The sequence below is a fragment of the Vibrio sp. V03_P4A6T147 genome, assembly GCF_002241085.1.
Taxonomy (GTDB): Bacteria; Pseudomonadota; Gammaproteobacteria; order Enterobacterales; family Vibrionaceae; genus Vibrio; species Vibrio anguillarum.
The window spans coordinates 1-15505 of sequence record NZ_NDIO01000117.1; the positions used below are offsets into that span (position 1 = coordinate 1).

A 15505-nucleotide genomic window follows, 5' to 3' on the forward strand; every position below is an offset into this window, starting at 1 on the left:
TATTTATAAGGGTATTTAACTAATGAAGCACAACAAAATCATCATCGCTATACACTGGGTTATAGCATTACTGTTCGTATTGCTGTTTTTAAGCGATTCATTTCGTTCATTCTCCGATAAAGGTAGCGAAATGCGAGTGTTATGGCTGAACTTACATGCATGGTTTGGAGTCGCTGTTTTTGGATTATCGATGATTCGTTTAGCCGTAAAACTAAGCACAACAGCACCAGCGCCAGTGTATGAAAGTGACCTTATGCAGAAACTGCTATATGGAGCGCATGCTGCCCTTTACCTCCTTACATTGCTTGTTCCAATCAGTGGTTATCTTCGTTTTGCAGGAAAAGGTCGGACATTAACTCTGGCAGGCGATGCGATTCCCTCATTGATAGGTAAGAGTGATTGGCTTTATAACATAGGGAAAACTTTACACGGTGAAGTAATGCAGGTGATTGTATTGACTGTTATCGGTGGTCATATCGCAGCGGCTCTTTATCATCACTTCATCGTAAAAGATCAGGTCATGGCACGCATAAAACCGTGATTAACTCGGTGATAAAAAGGAGCATAATTGCTCCTTTTTTAGCTAACGTTGGCTTACTATCGCTCTCACTAACTCTAAATCTTCTGGTGTATCTACCCCTGCAGGTGGTGCTTCTTTAGCAACGGCAACGTGAATTTTTTCACCATACCACAGTACTCGAAGCTGCTCTAAACACTCAATTTTCTCAAGTACACTGGGTTGCCAGTTGATATAAGTATTGATGAAACCAGCCCGATAAGCGTAAATACCAATATGACGTAGCAATGGCTGAATCACCGTTTGACCACCAGTTGCAAAATTATCTCTATCCCAAGGAATTGTCGCACGGCTGAAATACAGCGCGTAACCCTCTTGATCTGTTACCACTTTAACCGCGTTAGGGTTAAACACTTCAGCTTGATCAGTAATTTCAACCGCTAAAGTCGCCATCGGCGCGCTACTGTTGGCTAAATTGTTAGCGACCTGCTTGATGATGCTCGGTGGAATGAGTGGCTCGTCACCTTGTACGTTAACAATAATGTGGTGATCGGCAATGCCCATTAATTTCACCACTTCGGCTAAACGCTCAGTACCGGACTCGTGATGTGATGATGTCATACAAACATTGCCACCAAACGCATGGACAGCCGCTTCAACACGAGCATCATCAGTAGCAATAACGACCTGCTCAGCTCCCGATTGTAACGCTTGCTCATAAACCCACTGAATCATGGGTTTACCGCCGATATCAGCCAAAGGTTTGCCAGGTAAGCGAGTTGACTGATAACGAGCAGGGATAACAACGGTGAAAGCCATTATCGCCCCTCATCCATCGTCATGCTGCGCGCTTCTGGCTCAAGCAACACAGGAATCCCTTCTTTTATTGGGTAGGCCAAACGATCTAACTTACAAATAAGCTCTTGATTTTCTTTATCATAAGTCAACTTACTTTTACATACAGGGCAAGCTACAATTTCAAGCAGACGGTGATCCATATGACTCCATTACCTCTTTTATTTTGTCCAAAATACGCCTTTCATCTGGCGAACTAAATTGCGCAGAAACGGGAAGATACCACCAGTTTTCTTGTGCAAAGGCCGCACATTTCACTGCGTCTTTTTCTGTCATGATGACGTTTGCTCCATGTTGCGCAAGCGCCTCTAATTCTGAATATTGATACTCTCGGTGATCAGCAAAACCTTGGGTCAATACTGTCTTTGCACCTAAAGCTTCTAATGTATTGAAAAAGCGCGTGGGATAACCAATGCCAGCAAAAGCCACTAATGCAGGTAACTGGCTCACTGGCGCTTGCTGACCTGTCACTAAGTTCACGGCTAAGCTAGGTGAAAGGTGCATAGCCAATTCGCCATATTGAGCTTGACCGCCATTAGTCACAATAAAATCAACTTCCGCTAACCGAGAGAGTGGCTCTCTTAACGGACCTAAAGGCATGAACTGCTCATTACCGAAGCGACGAACGCCGTCCACGACTGCAAATTCGAGATCACGCTCCAATGCATAGTGCTGAAGGCCATCGTCAGTGATGATCACATCAACACCCAACGGAAGCAGGGCTTGCACTGCTTGTGAGCGCTTTGGTGCAACAGCAACCGGAGCACCCGTGCGCTGGTGAATCAATTTAGGTTCGTCACCGCAGTGAGCGGTTGGCGTATCACTTTGCAGCACTAATGGATAAATCGGAGCTTTACCACCATACCCACGCGAAACAACTCCTGGTTTGAAACCTTGTTCTTGTAAAGCTTCCACTAACCATACAACCAACGGTGTTTTACCATTACCACCCGCCGTAATATTACCCACCACCACCACAGGAACGGGAGCCTTATAGCGCTCTTTTTTGTTCGCTTGGAATGCTCGCTTACGTGCTTGACTGACCAACAGAAACAAGACACTCAGTGGCCACAACAGTGGCCACAACAAAAAACACGCTGGGTGATGTCCGAACCAGATTTTTTCAATCACTGATTAGTCACCAAATTGAATTCGATGTAGTTGGGCATACGCCCCATCCTGTGCAATTAACTGAGCATGATGACCACGTTCGATAATTTCACCCTCATCGACCACTAGAATTTCATCGGCTTCTTCAATCGTCGACAAGCGGTGCGCAATGACCAATACCGTTTTATTCTTTTGTAGCTCTTCAAGTGCTGATTGAATCGCTCTCTCAGATTCTGTATCCAACGCAGAAGTCGCCTCATCTAGGATAAGTACGGGTGCATCACGTAATAACGCTCGTGCAATCGCTACTCGTTGACGTTGACCACCCGATAAACTGGCTCCATTCTCACCAATCATGGTATCCAAGCCATCAGGCATGTTATTGATAAACTCCATGGCATGAGCAAGCCTAGCCGCGTGCTCAATTTGCTCACGCGTATACTCATTTTCTGCCGCGTAAGCAATATTATTGGCAATGGTATCGTTGAAGAGGTGAACATTTTGCGAAACCAGCGCAAAGTGGGTGCGCAAGTTCTTCAGTTTATAATCGCGAATATCATGATCATCTAGATAGATAGCACCTGAATCGACATCATAAAAACGAGTCAAGAGGCTCGCGATAGTACTTTTCCCTGAGCCGGAACGCCCAACAAGCGCGACCGTTTTACCTTGAGGAATCTCAAAGCTCACATGAGACAGCGCTGGTTTTTCTTTACCTTGATAAGTAAAGGTCACATCCTGAACTCTAACGTCACCACGTACTTTTTTCGTTTCAAACTGGCCAGTGTCGCGCTCGGTTTCTAAATCAATCAGCTCAAATAATGTTTGGCTGGCCGCCATACCACGTTGAAAATCGGAGGTAACACTCGTTAACGCTTTCAGCAGTGGCCGCATCAAGCCAAACATTGCCGAGAACACCACCGTAAAAGTACCTGGTGTTAATTCAGCACGAATAGAATCAACGCTGGCTAAAAACAGCACAGTGACAAGTGCTAAAGAAGCAATCATTTGAATAATAGGGTCAGCAGTGGACTGCGCCGCAACCAGCTTCATTGTTTGTTGACGCATTTGATTGCTGACATGGTCAAAACGTTTACGCTCTACGTCTTGTCCACCATAGCTCAGCACGACTTTGTGCCCTTTTAGCATCTGCTCTGCTGAAGAGGTCACATCACCCATGGTGGTCTGCATCCCTTTTGAGATCTTGCGAAAACGTTTAGAGACAATACCAATCCCCATCGCAACCACTGGCGCAACCACGATTAATACCAAAGATAACTGCCAGCTATTCCAAAACATCAAGGTCAATAGGCCGATGATACTCGCACCTTCGCGAACAATGCTGACCAATGCACGACTGGTCGCCCCAGCCACTTGCTCTGAATCATAGGTGATGCGTGATAACAGACCACCCGTTGATTCTCTATCAAAAAAACTGACAGGCATGTGCATGAATTGATTGAAGATTTTTCGACGCATCAACATCACAACATTGCCAGAAACCCAGCTCAAGCAGTACGAGGAGACAAAGCCACTTAAACCACGTAGCGCCATCATCCCCAAAATAATAAAAGGCAGCACTCGCAAAAAATCGGATTCCGCATTACCAAATCCTTCATCTAGAAGAGGCTTAAGTAACGACACCATATAGGTGTCAGAGACCGCATTGATAATCAATGCGACAACCGCAACTGCTAGGCCAGATTTATATAGGCGGATATAGGTCCACAGGCGTTTGAAGGTTTGCCAAGTGGTTTCGTCAGTATTGAGTGACATAGAAATGCTTTGTTTTTAAGAAAATATTGCGCTCATTCTACCTCGTTACGGAGCATCTGCCTATACCAAGCCTGAGAGCGAGAGATACGCAAGCTGCTAACTTGATAATTCTGCATGCCAAAAATAACGCTAATTTGCCCTGCTTCACCCGTATCCAACCAGTTTGCTCCATGTTGTTGGTAGCGTTGAACAACCTGTGCGGAAGGTAATTGCCAGCGTCCGCCTTTGGCGAGCGAGGCAATAGCGACTTCAGGGTTCACCTTACTAATCAAAGCAACAGTAGAAGATGTCCTACTACCGTGGTGTGGTACAAGCAGGATATGACTTTGTAAGGATTGCTCTGTTCGCGCAAGTAACCACTCACTCATAGCATCCACATCCCCGGGTAAAAGCACTGAAAAACCGGTATTTTGGTCAAAGATTCGAATCACGCAAGAGTGAGGATTGTAAGCCCGCGCTACAGTTTTTGGTGGCCAGATAACATCAAAAGAGAGTTGTTGCCACTGCCATTGTTCACCAGCAATACAAGGTTGGTAACCCGCTATCGTTTGACTAGCACGTTTCCATTTGGGCTGCCAAACACGCTCAACTTCCGCTCTTCCACCTGCATGGTCGTTATCCAAGTGACTCAAAATCAACCCGTCTAATTGCGTAGCTCCCCGTTTGTTTAACACGGGGGCAACTGTTGCCTGGATGTGATCACCGCCTTGCCAACTTGCACCAGTATCATAAAGTACATAGCGTCCTTCTTTTTCGATCAACACTGCCAACCCATGCCCAACATCTAACACATCAATCCGCCAACCTGTTTTTATCGGAATGGTGAGCCAAGAAACCATCACAATAAGGCTGTAAACCGCAAGTGCAAAACGCGAGATCAACGGTGAAAACACAAACAGCAACAGAGCACTGCTCAACAGAGCCAAAACAGCCCCAGAAATAGGAAACCAACTGAGGCTTGAATAATGTATTGACCAATCAACTGGAATGAGTAATTTGGCCACCCAATGCCACACCATAGGTGCGCCATCAAAAGTCAAAACCGTACACACTAAAGCCACAAAGATCGCCGGAACCACCACAAAACTGAACCAAGGAATAAACACTAAGTTATAGAGCGCCGCACTGGTACTGACTCCACCGAAAAAATAAGCAGTTACCGGAAGCATACACAGCACTAACCCAATCTGCATCGTCAATAAACGCCATAAAAAAAATCGCTGAGTTTGAGGTAGAGAAAGTTGGTAGAACACCACTGAGACAGCAATAAAGGACATCCAAAAGCTACTGGATAACGCAGCAAAAGGATCGATAAGCAGCACCGCCGATAACGTCATAAGCAGTCGCTGCAACGTATTGATACGGACATTGAGGACAATCATCGCCACATTGAGCAAACACATGATGAGCGCGCGTTGAGTGGGCAAGGTAAAGCCAGCCAACCAAGCATAGCCTAGTGCGCACAAGCTTCCTACGACGAATGGCGACCACCCCATGCGATGATGCAAACGCATCAATACGAGCCCAAGGCTATAACCAAAACCAAACGCGATGCCAATGTGCAGACCAGAAATGGCGACCAAATGAATCAGCCCACTGTCTCGTAATGCTTGCCACTGTGCCGTTGAAATATCACTGCGCTCACCAAACGTAAGCGCCATTAAAATACCAAGATTGGGATCATCAGCGAGCCAGGTTTTGATCTTCTGGTACCATTGTGCTCGCCATTCTGGTAATGATTCAATGCGATAAGACTGTCCATTATTAACCGTTGCACGAGCCACAATACCTTGGCTCAAAGAGTACGCCTCTGCATCAAACCCGGTCTCATTTAACCGACCAAAGATAGGTTTTACTGTGATGGAGAATTCAGCCACGTCACCATACTTCAACGGTAAAGGAGCAATTAATCGCACCTTGGGCCGCAAAAAAATGCCTAAGGTTTGACCATTGATTGATCGAATCGAAATTGTTCCTTCATAACCATGAGTAATTTGTCTAAAAAAGCTGTTAACCTGCCCGTTTATGGTAATATTCGAACCTGTCTGAAAAATAGTGTTGGACTGCTCACGTAATAAGTTCCCGCTGATCACAATGACCATTAAAGCCATTGTTACTCCTGAGAGAAAGCGCAGTTTTCTATAACCGACAGAGAGTATAAGAATGGCGAATAGAGGCAGAATCCATTTCCAATCTGGCATCCAAGGCCAATAAGAAGCAGAAATGGCGGTTAGCGAAAACGAAGCTAGGGTCCAGTAATTAGATAAGAGAGTCATGTCACGATGCCAAGAAAGTTCATCAAACGTTTTATGCCTAACCATGAAGTGATTAAGCGTCAGAAGGCATTAAAAATTTTTGGCAATGTGCTGTACAACCCCAATTTATGGTGTTTGAACCGCCGCTCAGCAGCGGGCGCCTTCGCCGTAGGTTTGTTCATGGCTTTTGTTCCACTTCCAAGTCAAATGATCATGTCCGCTGGCCTTGCCATTATGTGCGGCGTCAATTTACCGCTCTCTGTAGCCTTGGTCTGGATTAGCAACCCCATCACCATGCCAGTGCTGTTCTACTTCGCCTACAAGCTTGGCGCATGGGTAATGCAAACACCACCACAACCATTTCACTTTGAACTCTCTTGGCATTTTATCATGCAACAAATGAGTACCATTGGTCCGCCATTCCTTTTGGGGTGCATGATGTGCGGAGTGATATCCGCCATAATCGGCTACTTCGGCATTCACGGTTTATGGCGCTATTCTGTCGTAAGAAGCTGGCAAAAGCGCCAAGCGAGATAAAAGCTTCAAGAGATTGAGACTGGTTATACAACTGAGCATGTAAAACGATGTCGCATGATGTTGAAAAAGGACCAAGTGGTCCTTTTTGTTTGCTAAAAATAGCTCAATGCTGATGAACGAAAAGAATCCGAGTTGAGATTATTTAGCGCTAAGCACAGACGCCGGGTTCAGTTGACTGGCCCGAGAGGCCGGATACCAAGTAGCTAGTAGGCTCAACACAATCGCCGTGGAAGAGACAAGCACCACATCCGATAGGTTCACTTGTGATGGCAAAAAGTCGACAAAATAGATATCACCAGACAAAAACTGATGGCCGACTAATCGTTCTAATCCTTTGATTAACGCTGTTAAATTCCACGCAATCAACACACCTAACACGCCACCTATCACACTGCCTAATACACCAGAGAAAACACCCTGCCAGACAAAAATTCGTTTCACTAATCCATCGGTCGCGCCCATAGTGCGCAAAATGGCGATTTCAGCCGCACGATCTTTGACCGCCATCATAAGTGTTGAAACGATGTTGAAGCTCGCCACACCAATCACCAGCACCATCACCAAATACATAATGGTTCTGACCAGCTGAATATCACGGTACAAAAAGCCAAATTTTTGCTGCCAACTGCGTAGATAGACGTATTGATCAAGCGTATTGCCGACCTCTCTTACAATTTGAGTTGCATTTAATACCTCTGAGACCTTGATAGCAACGCCCGTCACTCGCTCTCCTAATTTGGCGTAAGCTTGTGCATCTGCCAATGGCACTAACGCAAGGCTGTGGTCAATTTGGCCATTGAGCTCCAAAAGCCCTGAGACCTTGACGCGCACGCGCTTTGGCGCTTGAACTTTAGCGCTCTCATTCGTAGAGGGGATCATCAAAGTGACATAGTCACCGACTGCCGCGCCCAATTTATCCGCCACTCCTTTGCCTAAAATGACCTGTTGCTGACCTGCGACAAAACCTTGCCATGCATCGGAAGAGACAAATTGAGATAAACGCGACACGGCGCGCTCCATTTGCGGATCAATTCCGCGCACCTCAATCGCTTTCAGTTGCGCGCCTTTCTCTGCCAGCGCCGTCAATTTTACATAAGGAGCGGCCGCTTCCACTTTTGGATGCTGCACGGCTTGCTTGACTAATGACGACCAGTTTGCGATGGGTTGTTGAACCCCTTCAAACTCTCCGTGTGCAATGACAGATAACACGCGATTCTGCAGCTCTCTCTCAAAACCATTCATCGCCGACAGGCCCACGATGATCACCGCAACGCCCACGGCGATACCGATAATGGAAGAGAGCGAGATAAACGACACCATTTTATTACGCTGCTTTGCCAGGCTAAAACGCCGACCAATCACTAAAGAGAGCGAGGTGAACATCTACGGTGCCTCCACATTAATCAGCAAACCATCTTGCATGTGCATCTGTCTGTCCATTTTTGCAGCAAGTTCGCTATCATGCGTTACCACTAAAAATGCCGTGCCAAACTCTTGATTCATTTGACGCATCAAATCATAAATCGCCAGCGCCGTTTTGTGATCAAGGTTGCCCGTAGGCTCATCGGCTAACACCAAATCGGGTTGATTGACCAGCGCTCGCGCAATCGCTACCCGCTGCCGCTCTCCACCAGAGAGCTCAGAGGGTCGATGAGATAAACGATGTCCCAACCCCACTTTTTCTAACAGTGCTTGCGCGGCCTGTTTAGCACGCGATGCTTTTTGGCCACCAATAAGCAACGGCATGGCCACATTCTCAAGAGCGGTGAAATCGGCTAATAAATGGTGGAACTGGTACACAAAACCCAAATGTTGATTGCGAATGTTCGCTTGTTTATTGGAGCTTAAGCTCGATAAATCCTGACCTAAAAATGACACTGAACCTTCGGTTGCCTCATCCAGTGCACCCAGAATGTGTAATAACGTACTTTTCCCAGATCCAGAAGTCCCAATAATTGAGACTAACTCCCCCGCTTGAATGCCAAAACTGACGCCTTTTAGCACTTGAGTCCGTAGCTCCCCTTCTTGGTAGGTTTTGCATACGTTATGGCATTGTAAAAGGTTATTCATATCTTAAAGCCTCGGCAGGTTTTACGGATGACGCGCGGTAGGAAGGAAACAGTGTCGCGAATAAACTGAGCGTGATGGCCGCTATCACCACCAACATAATTTGCATGGGGTTAACTACTACAGGCAGCGTTCCCCCCACAGAGAACAGCGCGACCCCCATGTTTTCTAATAATCCATTGAGGTTATTGGCAAGCAATACGCCTAACACACCACCGACAAGCGCACCAATCACTCCACTACTCGCGCCTTGAACCATAAAAATGGCCAGTACTTGTTGATCTGTCATGCCTTGTGTTTTCAAAATCGCGACCTCAGCTTGTTTTTCCATCACCACCATGATCAACGCGGAAATGATATTGAAAGCCGCCACGCCAACAATCAACCCAAGCATCAAACCCATCATATTTTTTTCCATGCGAACAGCTTGGAACAACTCGCCACGCTGATCTCGCCAGTCACTCCATTGCCACCCCTCAGGCAAAGGTGCGCTAGCTAGGTCTGCGACCACAAAAGGATCATCAAAAAAGAGCCGCCATCCCGACACAGTATTTGATGGTAAACGAAGCAATCGCGCTGCATCTTTGATGTGCGTCAGCATCAGCTGTCCATCCACATCAGACCCCGTATTGAAGATGCCTGCGACTGTAAAATTACGCTGCGCAGGAATACGACCTAAGGGTGTAAATTGGCTAGCTGAAGTAACCATCAAACGCACTTTATCGCCAATTGTCACGTTAAGCGCCCGCGCCAGTGAATGGCCAAGGAACAGTTGATATTCGCCCGGCTTGAGCGCACTCACTTGACCCGCAATCAAGTGCGCCGAAATCGGATCATTTTGATTAGGTTCAATTCCCACCAGCAAACCTGCAGCCAGTTGTGATGAGCTTTGAACCACAGCTTCACTGCGCACAATCGGTTCAGCCGCTCTTGCGCTAGAGAGCTGGCTAATGAATTGAGGCACATCTTGCGTGAGCAAAGTGCGATCTCCGTTTTGCGAAACTACGGCCTGAGGCAGCACACCTAAAATTCTATTTTTGAGCTGGGATTCAAAACCATTCATGACCGAAAGCACCGTCACCAGTGACATCACGCCAATGGTTATCCCCGCCGTAGACATATAAGAGACAAATCGACTGAATCTATCACCGGATCGCCCACGTAAATAACGCAAGCCAATGAACGCCGAAATAGGATGAAACATAAGAAAAACCGCCTAAAAGTGATGCTCAGTACTGTAACGAGAAACGGTGGAAGGTTGTAGCTTTAATTTGCCAAAAATCGGTTAAATAGACTCGATAACAAGGACATACCTTGATTAGTTCGCCGGTATGACGATAATCAACAAAGCGATGAGAAGGATGCCTTTATGACCGAGCAAGAATTTTTTACGGTTCACTATGGACTGACAACCAATATTGAACTTTTAGACAGCACATTTATGCTACCTTCCCAATCAATATTTGAAGCGGAGATCCCTGCCCCATTTATTGTGGCCAGTGAGTTTAGCCAGTTGGATGCACTCACCGAAAGTGCACGACTAGAACTGAAAAATAGTGATTTCAAGCACGTCGTTCAGTTACTTGATACTCAAAATTCGAAATTGAATTTGTTGCTGACCTTTATGTTATCACAGCAAGATGAGCCACATTCACGCTTCATCACCAGCACATTTGGTGCCAGTCGCTTCTCTCTTCGTTATCCAAACGCACTAGAGATTGGTACCCAAGCCCGCTGTAAACTGTTTTTGGACCACCCTGCAGCCGCTATTTATTGCTATAGTTCGGTGATTGATTGCCAAGCGGACGAGCAACACTATCTCATCACGATGAAATACGATTTACTGCGAGATACTGACCAAGATCTCTTGATTAAAGCCGCACTGTACCAGCAGCAAAAATTGCTGCGTCAACGCTCTTTAGACCGAAATAAACCATAAGCGTTCTCATGACTACACACTCTTTACTGACTCTGATTAAACCTGCTGGCGCGGGCGACAAAAAACACATTGGTAACCTACGTGGTGCAAGCCTTGCGTTGGCAATTGCAGAGCTGGCCAACCAGCATAATAGCCACACTTTACTGGCTGTACCTGATCCTCAAACCGCCTTAAAGCTGCAGCACGAAATTGAGCAGTTTAGTGACGCCGAAGTGGCGCTGTTTCCTGATTGGGAAACTTTGCCTTATGATAGTTTTTCGCCTCATCAAGAGATCATTTCTGATCGCATCGCGCGCCTATATCAATTACCGAGCTTAAAAACAGGCATTACTATTGTGCCAGTGAGCACCATATTGCAGCGTCAGACGCCGCGAGAATTTCTGCTACAGCATACCCTGATGGTTAAAACTGGCGATCAGTTTTCCTTAGATAAACTGCGTCTTCAGCTGGAAAAATCGGGCTATCGTCATGTTGATCAAGTGTTTGGCCCAGGCGAGTACGCCAGCCGAGGTTCGATTCTTGATTTATTTCCAATGGGCAGCAGCGATCCTTATCGCATTGATTTTTTTGATGATGAAATCGACACCATACGCACCTTCGATCCTGAGAATCAACGCTCAATTGAAGAGATCAGTGAGATACGCTTACTACCTGCTCATGAATTTCCCACCACAGAAAGTGCAATTGAAGATTTTCGCACCCGCTGGCGTCAACGATTTGAAGCGCGTCGTGAACCAGAATCTGTCTATATGCAAGTCTCAAAGGGGATTTGGCCAGCCGGTATTGAATACTGGCAACCACTATTTTTTGAACACACCGAAACTTTGTTCGATTATATCGCGCCAGAAAGCCAACTAATTGTCGTAGGAAATATCGAAACAGCGATTGACCAGTTTTTAACCGACGTCGAATATCGTTACCAGCAGCGTAAAGTTGACCCTCTTCGCCCGTTGCTGCCACCTCATGAATTGTGGCTTAAAAAAGATGAGCTTTTCAGTCTTTTCAAAAACGTGGCTCAGATACAACTCAATGTGGAACCGATTTCAGAAAAGCAAGGGCGGATCAATTTAGCGGTCAGTGCATTACCCGACTTGGCGGTCATGCATCAAAATAAAGAGCCTTTAGCCGCCATCCGGCAATTTAGTGAGAGTTTCACTGGGAAAATCATTTTTTCCGTCGAATCAGAAGGCCGTCGCGAAGCATTACTAGAGCTATTGCAACGCGTAAAACTACGCCCTATCGAAAAAGAAACCTTCCAGCAAGCGTGCAAAGCAAAAGAAAAACAATGTCTCGTATTAGGGGCATCTGAGCACGGCTTTATTGATAACAATGCCAACTTAGCGTTCATCTGCGAAAGTGATTTACTCGGTGACCGTGTCATTCTTCGCCGTAAGAAAGATCGTAAAGTCACCAATAGTGACGCTGTCATTCGTAACTTAGCCGAACTCAAACCAGGGCAACCCGTTGTTCATATTGATCATGGTATCGGCCGTTATCTCGGGTTACAGACGCTTGAAGCGGGTGGCATGATGACCGAATACGTCACCCTTGAGTATCAAAACGAAGCCAAACTTTATGTCCCTGTCGCTTCATTGAATCTCATTAGTCGTTACTCTGGCGGCGCGGAAGAAAGCGCACCATTGCATAAACTCGGGGGTGAAGCATGGACCAAAGCACGACGAAAAGCGGCCGAAAAAGTCCGTGATGTTGCTGCGGAACTGCTGGATGTTTACGCCAAGCGAGAGCTCAAACCAGGCTATAAGTTCGCTCTGGATCGTGGCCAATACGCGACCTTTAAAGCAGGTTTCCCATTTGAAGAAACCGATGATCAAAATACAGCTATCAACGCTGTGCTATCGGACATGTGTCAGAAAAAAGCGATGGACCGATTAGTGTGTGGTGACGTTGGATTTGGCAAAACAGAAGTCGCCATGCGCGCCGCCTTTGTTTGCACCGACAACAATAAACAAGTGGCCGTATTAGTGCCGACAACCTTACTCGCGCAGCAGCATTTTGAAAACTTTCGAGACCGATTTGCTAACCTGCCGATCCGTGTCGAAGTTTTATCACGCTTCAAATCAGCGAAAGAGCAAAAGCAGATTCTACAAGATGTCGCCGACGGCAAAGTCGACATTTTGGTTGGCACGCATAAACTGCTTTCCAGCGAGCTAAAATTTAGCGATCTTGGTCTTTTGATCGTTGATGAAGAACACCGTTTTGGCGTACGCCAAAAAGAAAAAGTAAAAGCGATGCGTGCTGATGTGGATATTCTCACGCTAACGGCAACGCCGATTCCGCGCACGTTAAACATGGCGATGAGCGGAATGCGCGATCTATCGATTATCGCCACACCACCCGCACGACGATTAGCCATCAAAACCTTTGTACGCCAACATGATGACAATACGATTCGAGAGGCCGTATTACGTGAAATCATGCGCGGTGGACAGGTTTATTTTCTACATAACCAAGTAGAAACTATCGACAAAGTGGCCGCCGATTTAGAAAAGCTGGTCCCTGAAGCTCGAATTACCGTCGCCCATGGACAAATGCGTGAACGTGAGCTGGAAAAAGTGATGAACGACTTTTATCACCAACGATTCAATGTATTGGTTTGCACAACCATCATCGAAACAGGGATTGATGTCCCGACCGCGAACACCATCATTATGGACCGAGCAGATAACCTTGGCTTAGCGCAGCTACACCAACTTCGTGGCCGAGTAGGACGTTCTCACCATCAAGCTTATGCTTACTTACTCACTCCACATCCTAAAGCCATCACTAAAGATGCCGTGAAACGTTTAGAAGCGATTGCATCTCTTGAAGATCTTGGAGCCGGTTTTACTCTAGCAACGCACGATTTAGAAATCCGTGGAGCGGGTGAATTATTGGGCGATGAACAGAGCGGTCAGATCCAATCGATTGGTTTTACTCTCTATATGGAGATGCTAGAGCAAGCGGTTGAAGCATTAAAAAATGGCAGAGAACCTTCTCTTGACGATTTGCTTCGTGAACAAACCGAAGTAGAAATGCGTTTGCCTGCGCTATTACCCGATGATTACATTCCTGATGTAAATACTCGCCTCTCCATGTATAAACAGATAGCGAGTGTCGCTAGCCGAGATGAGCTCGCCGAGCTCAAAGTCGAGTTGATTGATCGCTTTGGTAAATTACCTGATGCTGCAAATAACTTACTCGGCGTTGCTGAAGTAAAAATTGATGCTGCACGTATAAAAGTGAAGAAAATCGAAGCGCATGAAAAAGGCGGCTACATTGAGTTCTATCCAGATGCTGACATTAACCCCGTCTTTTTGGTTAGACTTCTGCAATCACAACCGAAAAAATTTGCAATGGAAGGGCCAACTAAGTTTAAGTTTGCTGTACCATTAGCTGATAGACGTGAACGAATTCAATTTGTGTCGAGTATGCTCAGCGAATTCCAACAAAACCTGATGCCTAGAGCATAAATTACGCACAAAAAATGATGGAGCCATAATGAAAAAACTGATCCCACTCCTACTTTTGCTTATTTCGATGCCAAGTCTGGCACAACGGCAATTTGACATAGAAGTGATCATTTTTAAGCGTGCAATTGATGCAGAGAAGGTCAGTGAGTCGTGGCCTAACTCATTGCCTGAAATCAATATTCAACGCGCGGGCAGTTTTAGTGACTTAAACTATCGCCAAGAAAAAGGCGTGAAAATGCTGCCTTTTTCCGACTACCAACTTAACGATCAAGCACAAAAACTGAAAAACCACGCCGGCTTTGAAGTGCTATTGCATACGGCTTGGCGTCAAGGCGATCAAGGCAGAGCTTCCGCACCGATTTTCCATATTCAAGCGGGTAAAGATTACTCCGCTAAATTCAATACTGACGGCAGTGAAAAAGTAGCCGTACTAGAAGAATCGCCAGTAAACGGTGTGCTAGAACAAAACATCGCGAGTCCCCTTTACGAACTCGACGGTAAATTGCAAATCTATGTGCAGCACTATCTTTATGCTGAAACCACGCTCGACCTTAAAGCCCCGAGTGTGCGAGAAATCATGCTCCAAAGTAAACCATTGGAGTTAGACATTACACCTGAAGAGCAAAATGCCGAGGTTCAACTTGGAAACCTAGAAGCCATCTCTCCAACAGTGGAAAAGGAAGAGTTTTTAAAGAGCTATCGGATGGACCAAAAACGCCGTATGCGCAGCAACGAAACCCACTATCTAGACCATCCATTAATGGGAATGATCATTCAAGTTCGCCGCGTTGCAGAATAAAGCCTAACAAAGCGCCCTTGCCTGGGCGTTTCTTCTTTTATTCATCTCTCATACAGTTTAGATCGCTGATTTTATATCCTTAAGGGTTAGAGCTATTCTGTTATTAGCCATTCCAATGGTTTGGGTACGTGATCTTCTAAAAGTTAAACTGGTAATGTATTTCACTAATGAGCGTTTCAT

The 15505-nt window shown here is 46.0% G+C and carries 13 protein-coding genes; 5 read left to right on the top strand and 8 right to left on the bottom strand.

Features of this window, described 5'->3' with window-relative positions; all coding sequences use genetic code 11:
- The first annotated feature begins 22 nt into the window (after positions 1-22).
- Complete coding sequence (locus B9J84_RS04590; RefSeq protein WP_017045183.1) at positions 23-541, top strand: cytochrome b; 519 nt, start codon at positions 23-25, stop codon at positions 539-541.
- A gap of 42 nt (positions 542-583) precedes the next feature.
- Here the strand turns inward: B9J84_RS04590 and kdsB are convergent, their stop codons facing one another.
- From kdsB to B9J84_RS04615, 5 genes are read right to left on the bottom strand one after another with little or no spacing between them, the layout of a single operon-like run.
- Positions 584-1336, bottom strand: coding sequence for a 3-deoxy-manno-octulosonate cytidylyltransferase (gene kdsB, locus B9J84_RS04595; protein ID WP_013856536.1), 753 nt, complete (start codon positions 1334-1336; stop codon positions 584-586).
- Positions 1336-1515, bottom strand: coding sequence for a Trm112 family protein (locus tag B9J84_RS04600; protein ID WP_013856535.1), 180 nt, complete (start codon positions 1513-1515; stop codon positions 1336-1338). Before B9J84_RS04600 ends, kdsB begins: the two co-directional genes overlap by 1 nt.
- The gene (lpxK, locus tag B9J84_RS04605) at positions 1496-2503 is read right to left on the bottom strand and encodes a tetraacyldisaccharide 4'-kinase (RefSeq protein ID WP_094123636.1); all 1008 of its coding nucleotides are present in this window, start codon (positions 2501-2503) and stop codon (positions 1496-1498) included. The genes B9J84_RS04600 and lpxK overlap by 20 nt, the downstream gene beginning before the upstream one ends.
- A 3-nt stretch (positions 2504-2506) precedes the next feature.
- On the bottom strand, positions 2507-4258 hold the full coding sequence (gene msbA / locus B9J84_RS04610) for a lipid A ABC transporter ATP-binding protein/permease MsbA (RefSeq protein WP_094123637.1): 1752 nt from the start codon (positions 4256-4258) through the stop codon (positions 2507-2509).
- Between the two features lie 32 nt (positions 4259-4290).
- Positions 4291-6534: a DNA internalization-related competence protein ComEC/Rec2 gene (locus tag B9J84_RS04615; protein WP_094123638.1), complete on the bottom strand. Its 2244-nt coding sequence runs from the start codon at positions 6532-6534 to the stop codon at positions 4291-4293.
- A gap of 6 nt (positions 6535-6540) precedes the next feature.
- Here B9J84_RS04615 and B9J84_RS04620 point away from each other — a divergent pair, with 6 nt between their 5' ends.
- The gene (locus tag B9J84_RS04620) at positions 6541-7050 is read left to right on the top strand and encodes a DUF2062 domain-containing protein (RefSeq protein ID WP_010319231.1); all 510 of its coding nucleotides are present in this window, start codon (positions 6541-6543) and stop codon (positions 7048-7050) included.
- A 138-nt stretch (positions 7051-7188) separates the two neighbouring features.
- Here B9J84_RS04620 and lolE read toward each other — a convergent pair whose 3' ends face one another.
- From lolE to lolC, 3 genes are read right to left on the bottom strand one after another with little or no spacing between them, the layout of a single operon-like run.
- Positions 7189-8433 (bottom strand): lipoprotein-releasing ABC transporter permease subunit LolE, encoded by a 1245-nt coding sequence (gene lolE / locus B9J84_RS04625; RefSeq protein ID WP_094123639.1) that lies wholly within the window; start codon positions 8431-8433, stop codon positions 7189-7191.
- Positions 8434-9120 (bottom strand): lipoprotein-releasing ABC transporter ATP-binding protein LolD, encoded by a 687-nt coding sequence (gene lolD, locus B9J84_RS04630; RefSeq protein WP_064625563.1) that lies wholly within the window; start codon positions 9118-9120, stop codon positions 8434-8436. It abuts the gene before it with no gap.
- A complete protein-coding gene (gene lolC, locus B9J84_RS04635; protein WP_094123640.1) occupies positions 9113-10321 on the bottom strand; it encodes a lipoprotein-releasing ABC transporter permease subunit LolC in 1209 nt (402 codons plus the stop codon). The genes lolD and lolC overlap by 8 nt, the downstream gene beginning before the upstream one ends.
- A 165-nt stretch (positions 10322-10486) precedes the next feature.
- Here lolC and B9J84_RS04640 point away from each other — a divergent pair, with 165 nt between their 5' ends.
- From B9J84_RS04640 to B9J84_RS04650, 3 genes are read left to right on the top strand one after another with little or no spacing between them, the layout of a single operon-like run.
- Complete coding sequence (locus B9J84_RS04640) at positions 10487-11056, top strand: hypothetical protein (protein WP_017048079.1); 570 nt, start codon at positions 10487-10489, stop codon at positions 11054-11056.
- Positions 11057-11064: 8 nt separating this feature from the next.
- Positions 11065-14526, top strand: a complete 3462-nt coding sequence (gene mfd, locus B9J84_RS04645) for a transcription-repair coupling factor (RefSeq protein WP_094123641.1) — start codon at positions 11065-11067, stop codon at positions 14524-14526.
- A 28-nt stretch (positions 14527-14554) separates the two neighbouring features.
- On the top strand, positions 14555-15325 hold the full coding sequence (locus B9J84_RS04650; protein WP_094123642.1) for a peptidoglycan binding protein CsiV: 771 nt from the start codon (positions 14555-14557) through the stop codon (positions 15323-15325).
- Positions 15326-15505 lie beyond the last annotated feature (180 nt).

Coding starts and splice junctions, on each gene's coding strand:
- B9J84_RS04620 (WP_010319231.1), top strand. CDS start 6,541: ATGCCAAGAAAGTTCATCAAACGTTTTATGCCTAACCATGAAGTGATT.
- B9J84_RS04615 (WP_094123638.1), bottom strand. CDS start 6,534: ATGACTCTCTTATCTAATTACTGGACCCTAGCTTCGTTTTCGCTAACC.
- B9J84_RS04590 (WP_017045183.1), top strand. CDS start 23: ATGAAGCACAACAAAATCATCATCGCTATACACTGGGTTATAGCATTA.
- mfd (WP_094123641.1), top strand. CDS start 11,065: ATGACTACACACTCTTTACTGACTCTGATTAAACCTGCTGGCGCGGGC.
- lolE (WP_094123639.1), bottom strand. CDS start 8,433: ATGTTCACCTCGCTCTCTTTAGTGATTGGTCGGCGTTTTAGCCTGGCA.
- lolD (WP_064625563.1), bottom strand. CDS start 9,120: ATGAATAACCTTTTACAATGCCATAACGTATGCAAAACCTACCAAGAA.
- msbA (WP_094123637.1), bottom strand. CDS start 4,258: ATGTCACTCAATACTGACGAAACCACTTGGCAAACCTTCAAACGCCTG.
- lolC (WP_094123640.1), bottom strand. CDS start 10,321: ATGTTTCATCCTATTTCGGCGTTCATTGGCTTGCGTTATTTACGTGGG.
- B9J84_RS04640 (WP_017048079.1), top strand. CDS start 10,487: ATGACCGAGCAAGAATTTTTTACGGTTCACTATGGACTGACAACCAAT.
- B9J84_RS04650 (WP_094123642.1), top strand. CDS start 14,555: ATGAAAAAACTGATCCCACTCCTACTTTTGCTTATTTCGATGCCAAGT.
- B9J84_RS04600 (WP_013856535.1), bottom strand. CDS start 1,515: ATGGATCACCGTCTGCTTGAAATTGTAGCTTGCCCTGTATGTAAAAGT.
- kdsB (WP_013856536.1), bottom strand. CDS start 1,336: ATGGCTTTCACCGTTGTTATCCCTGCTCGTTATCAGTCAACTCGCTTA.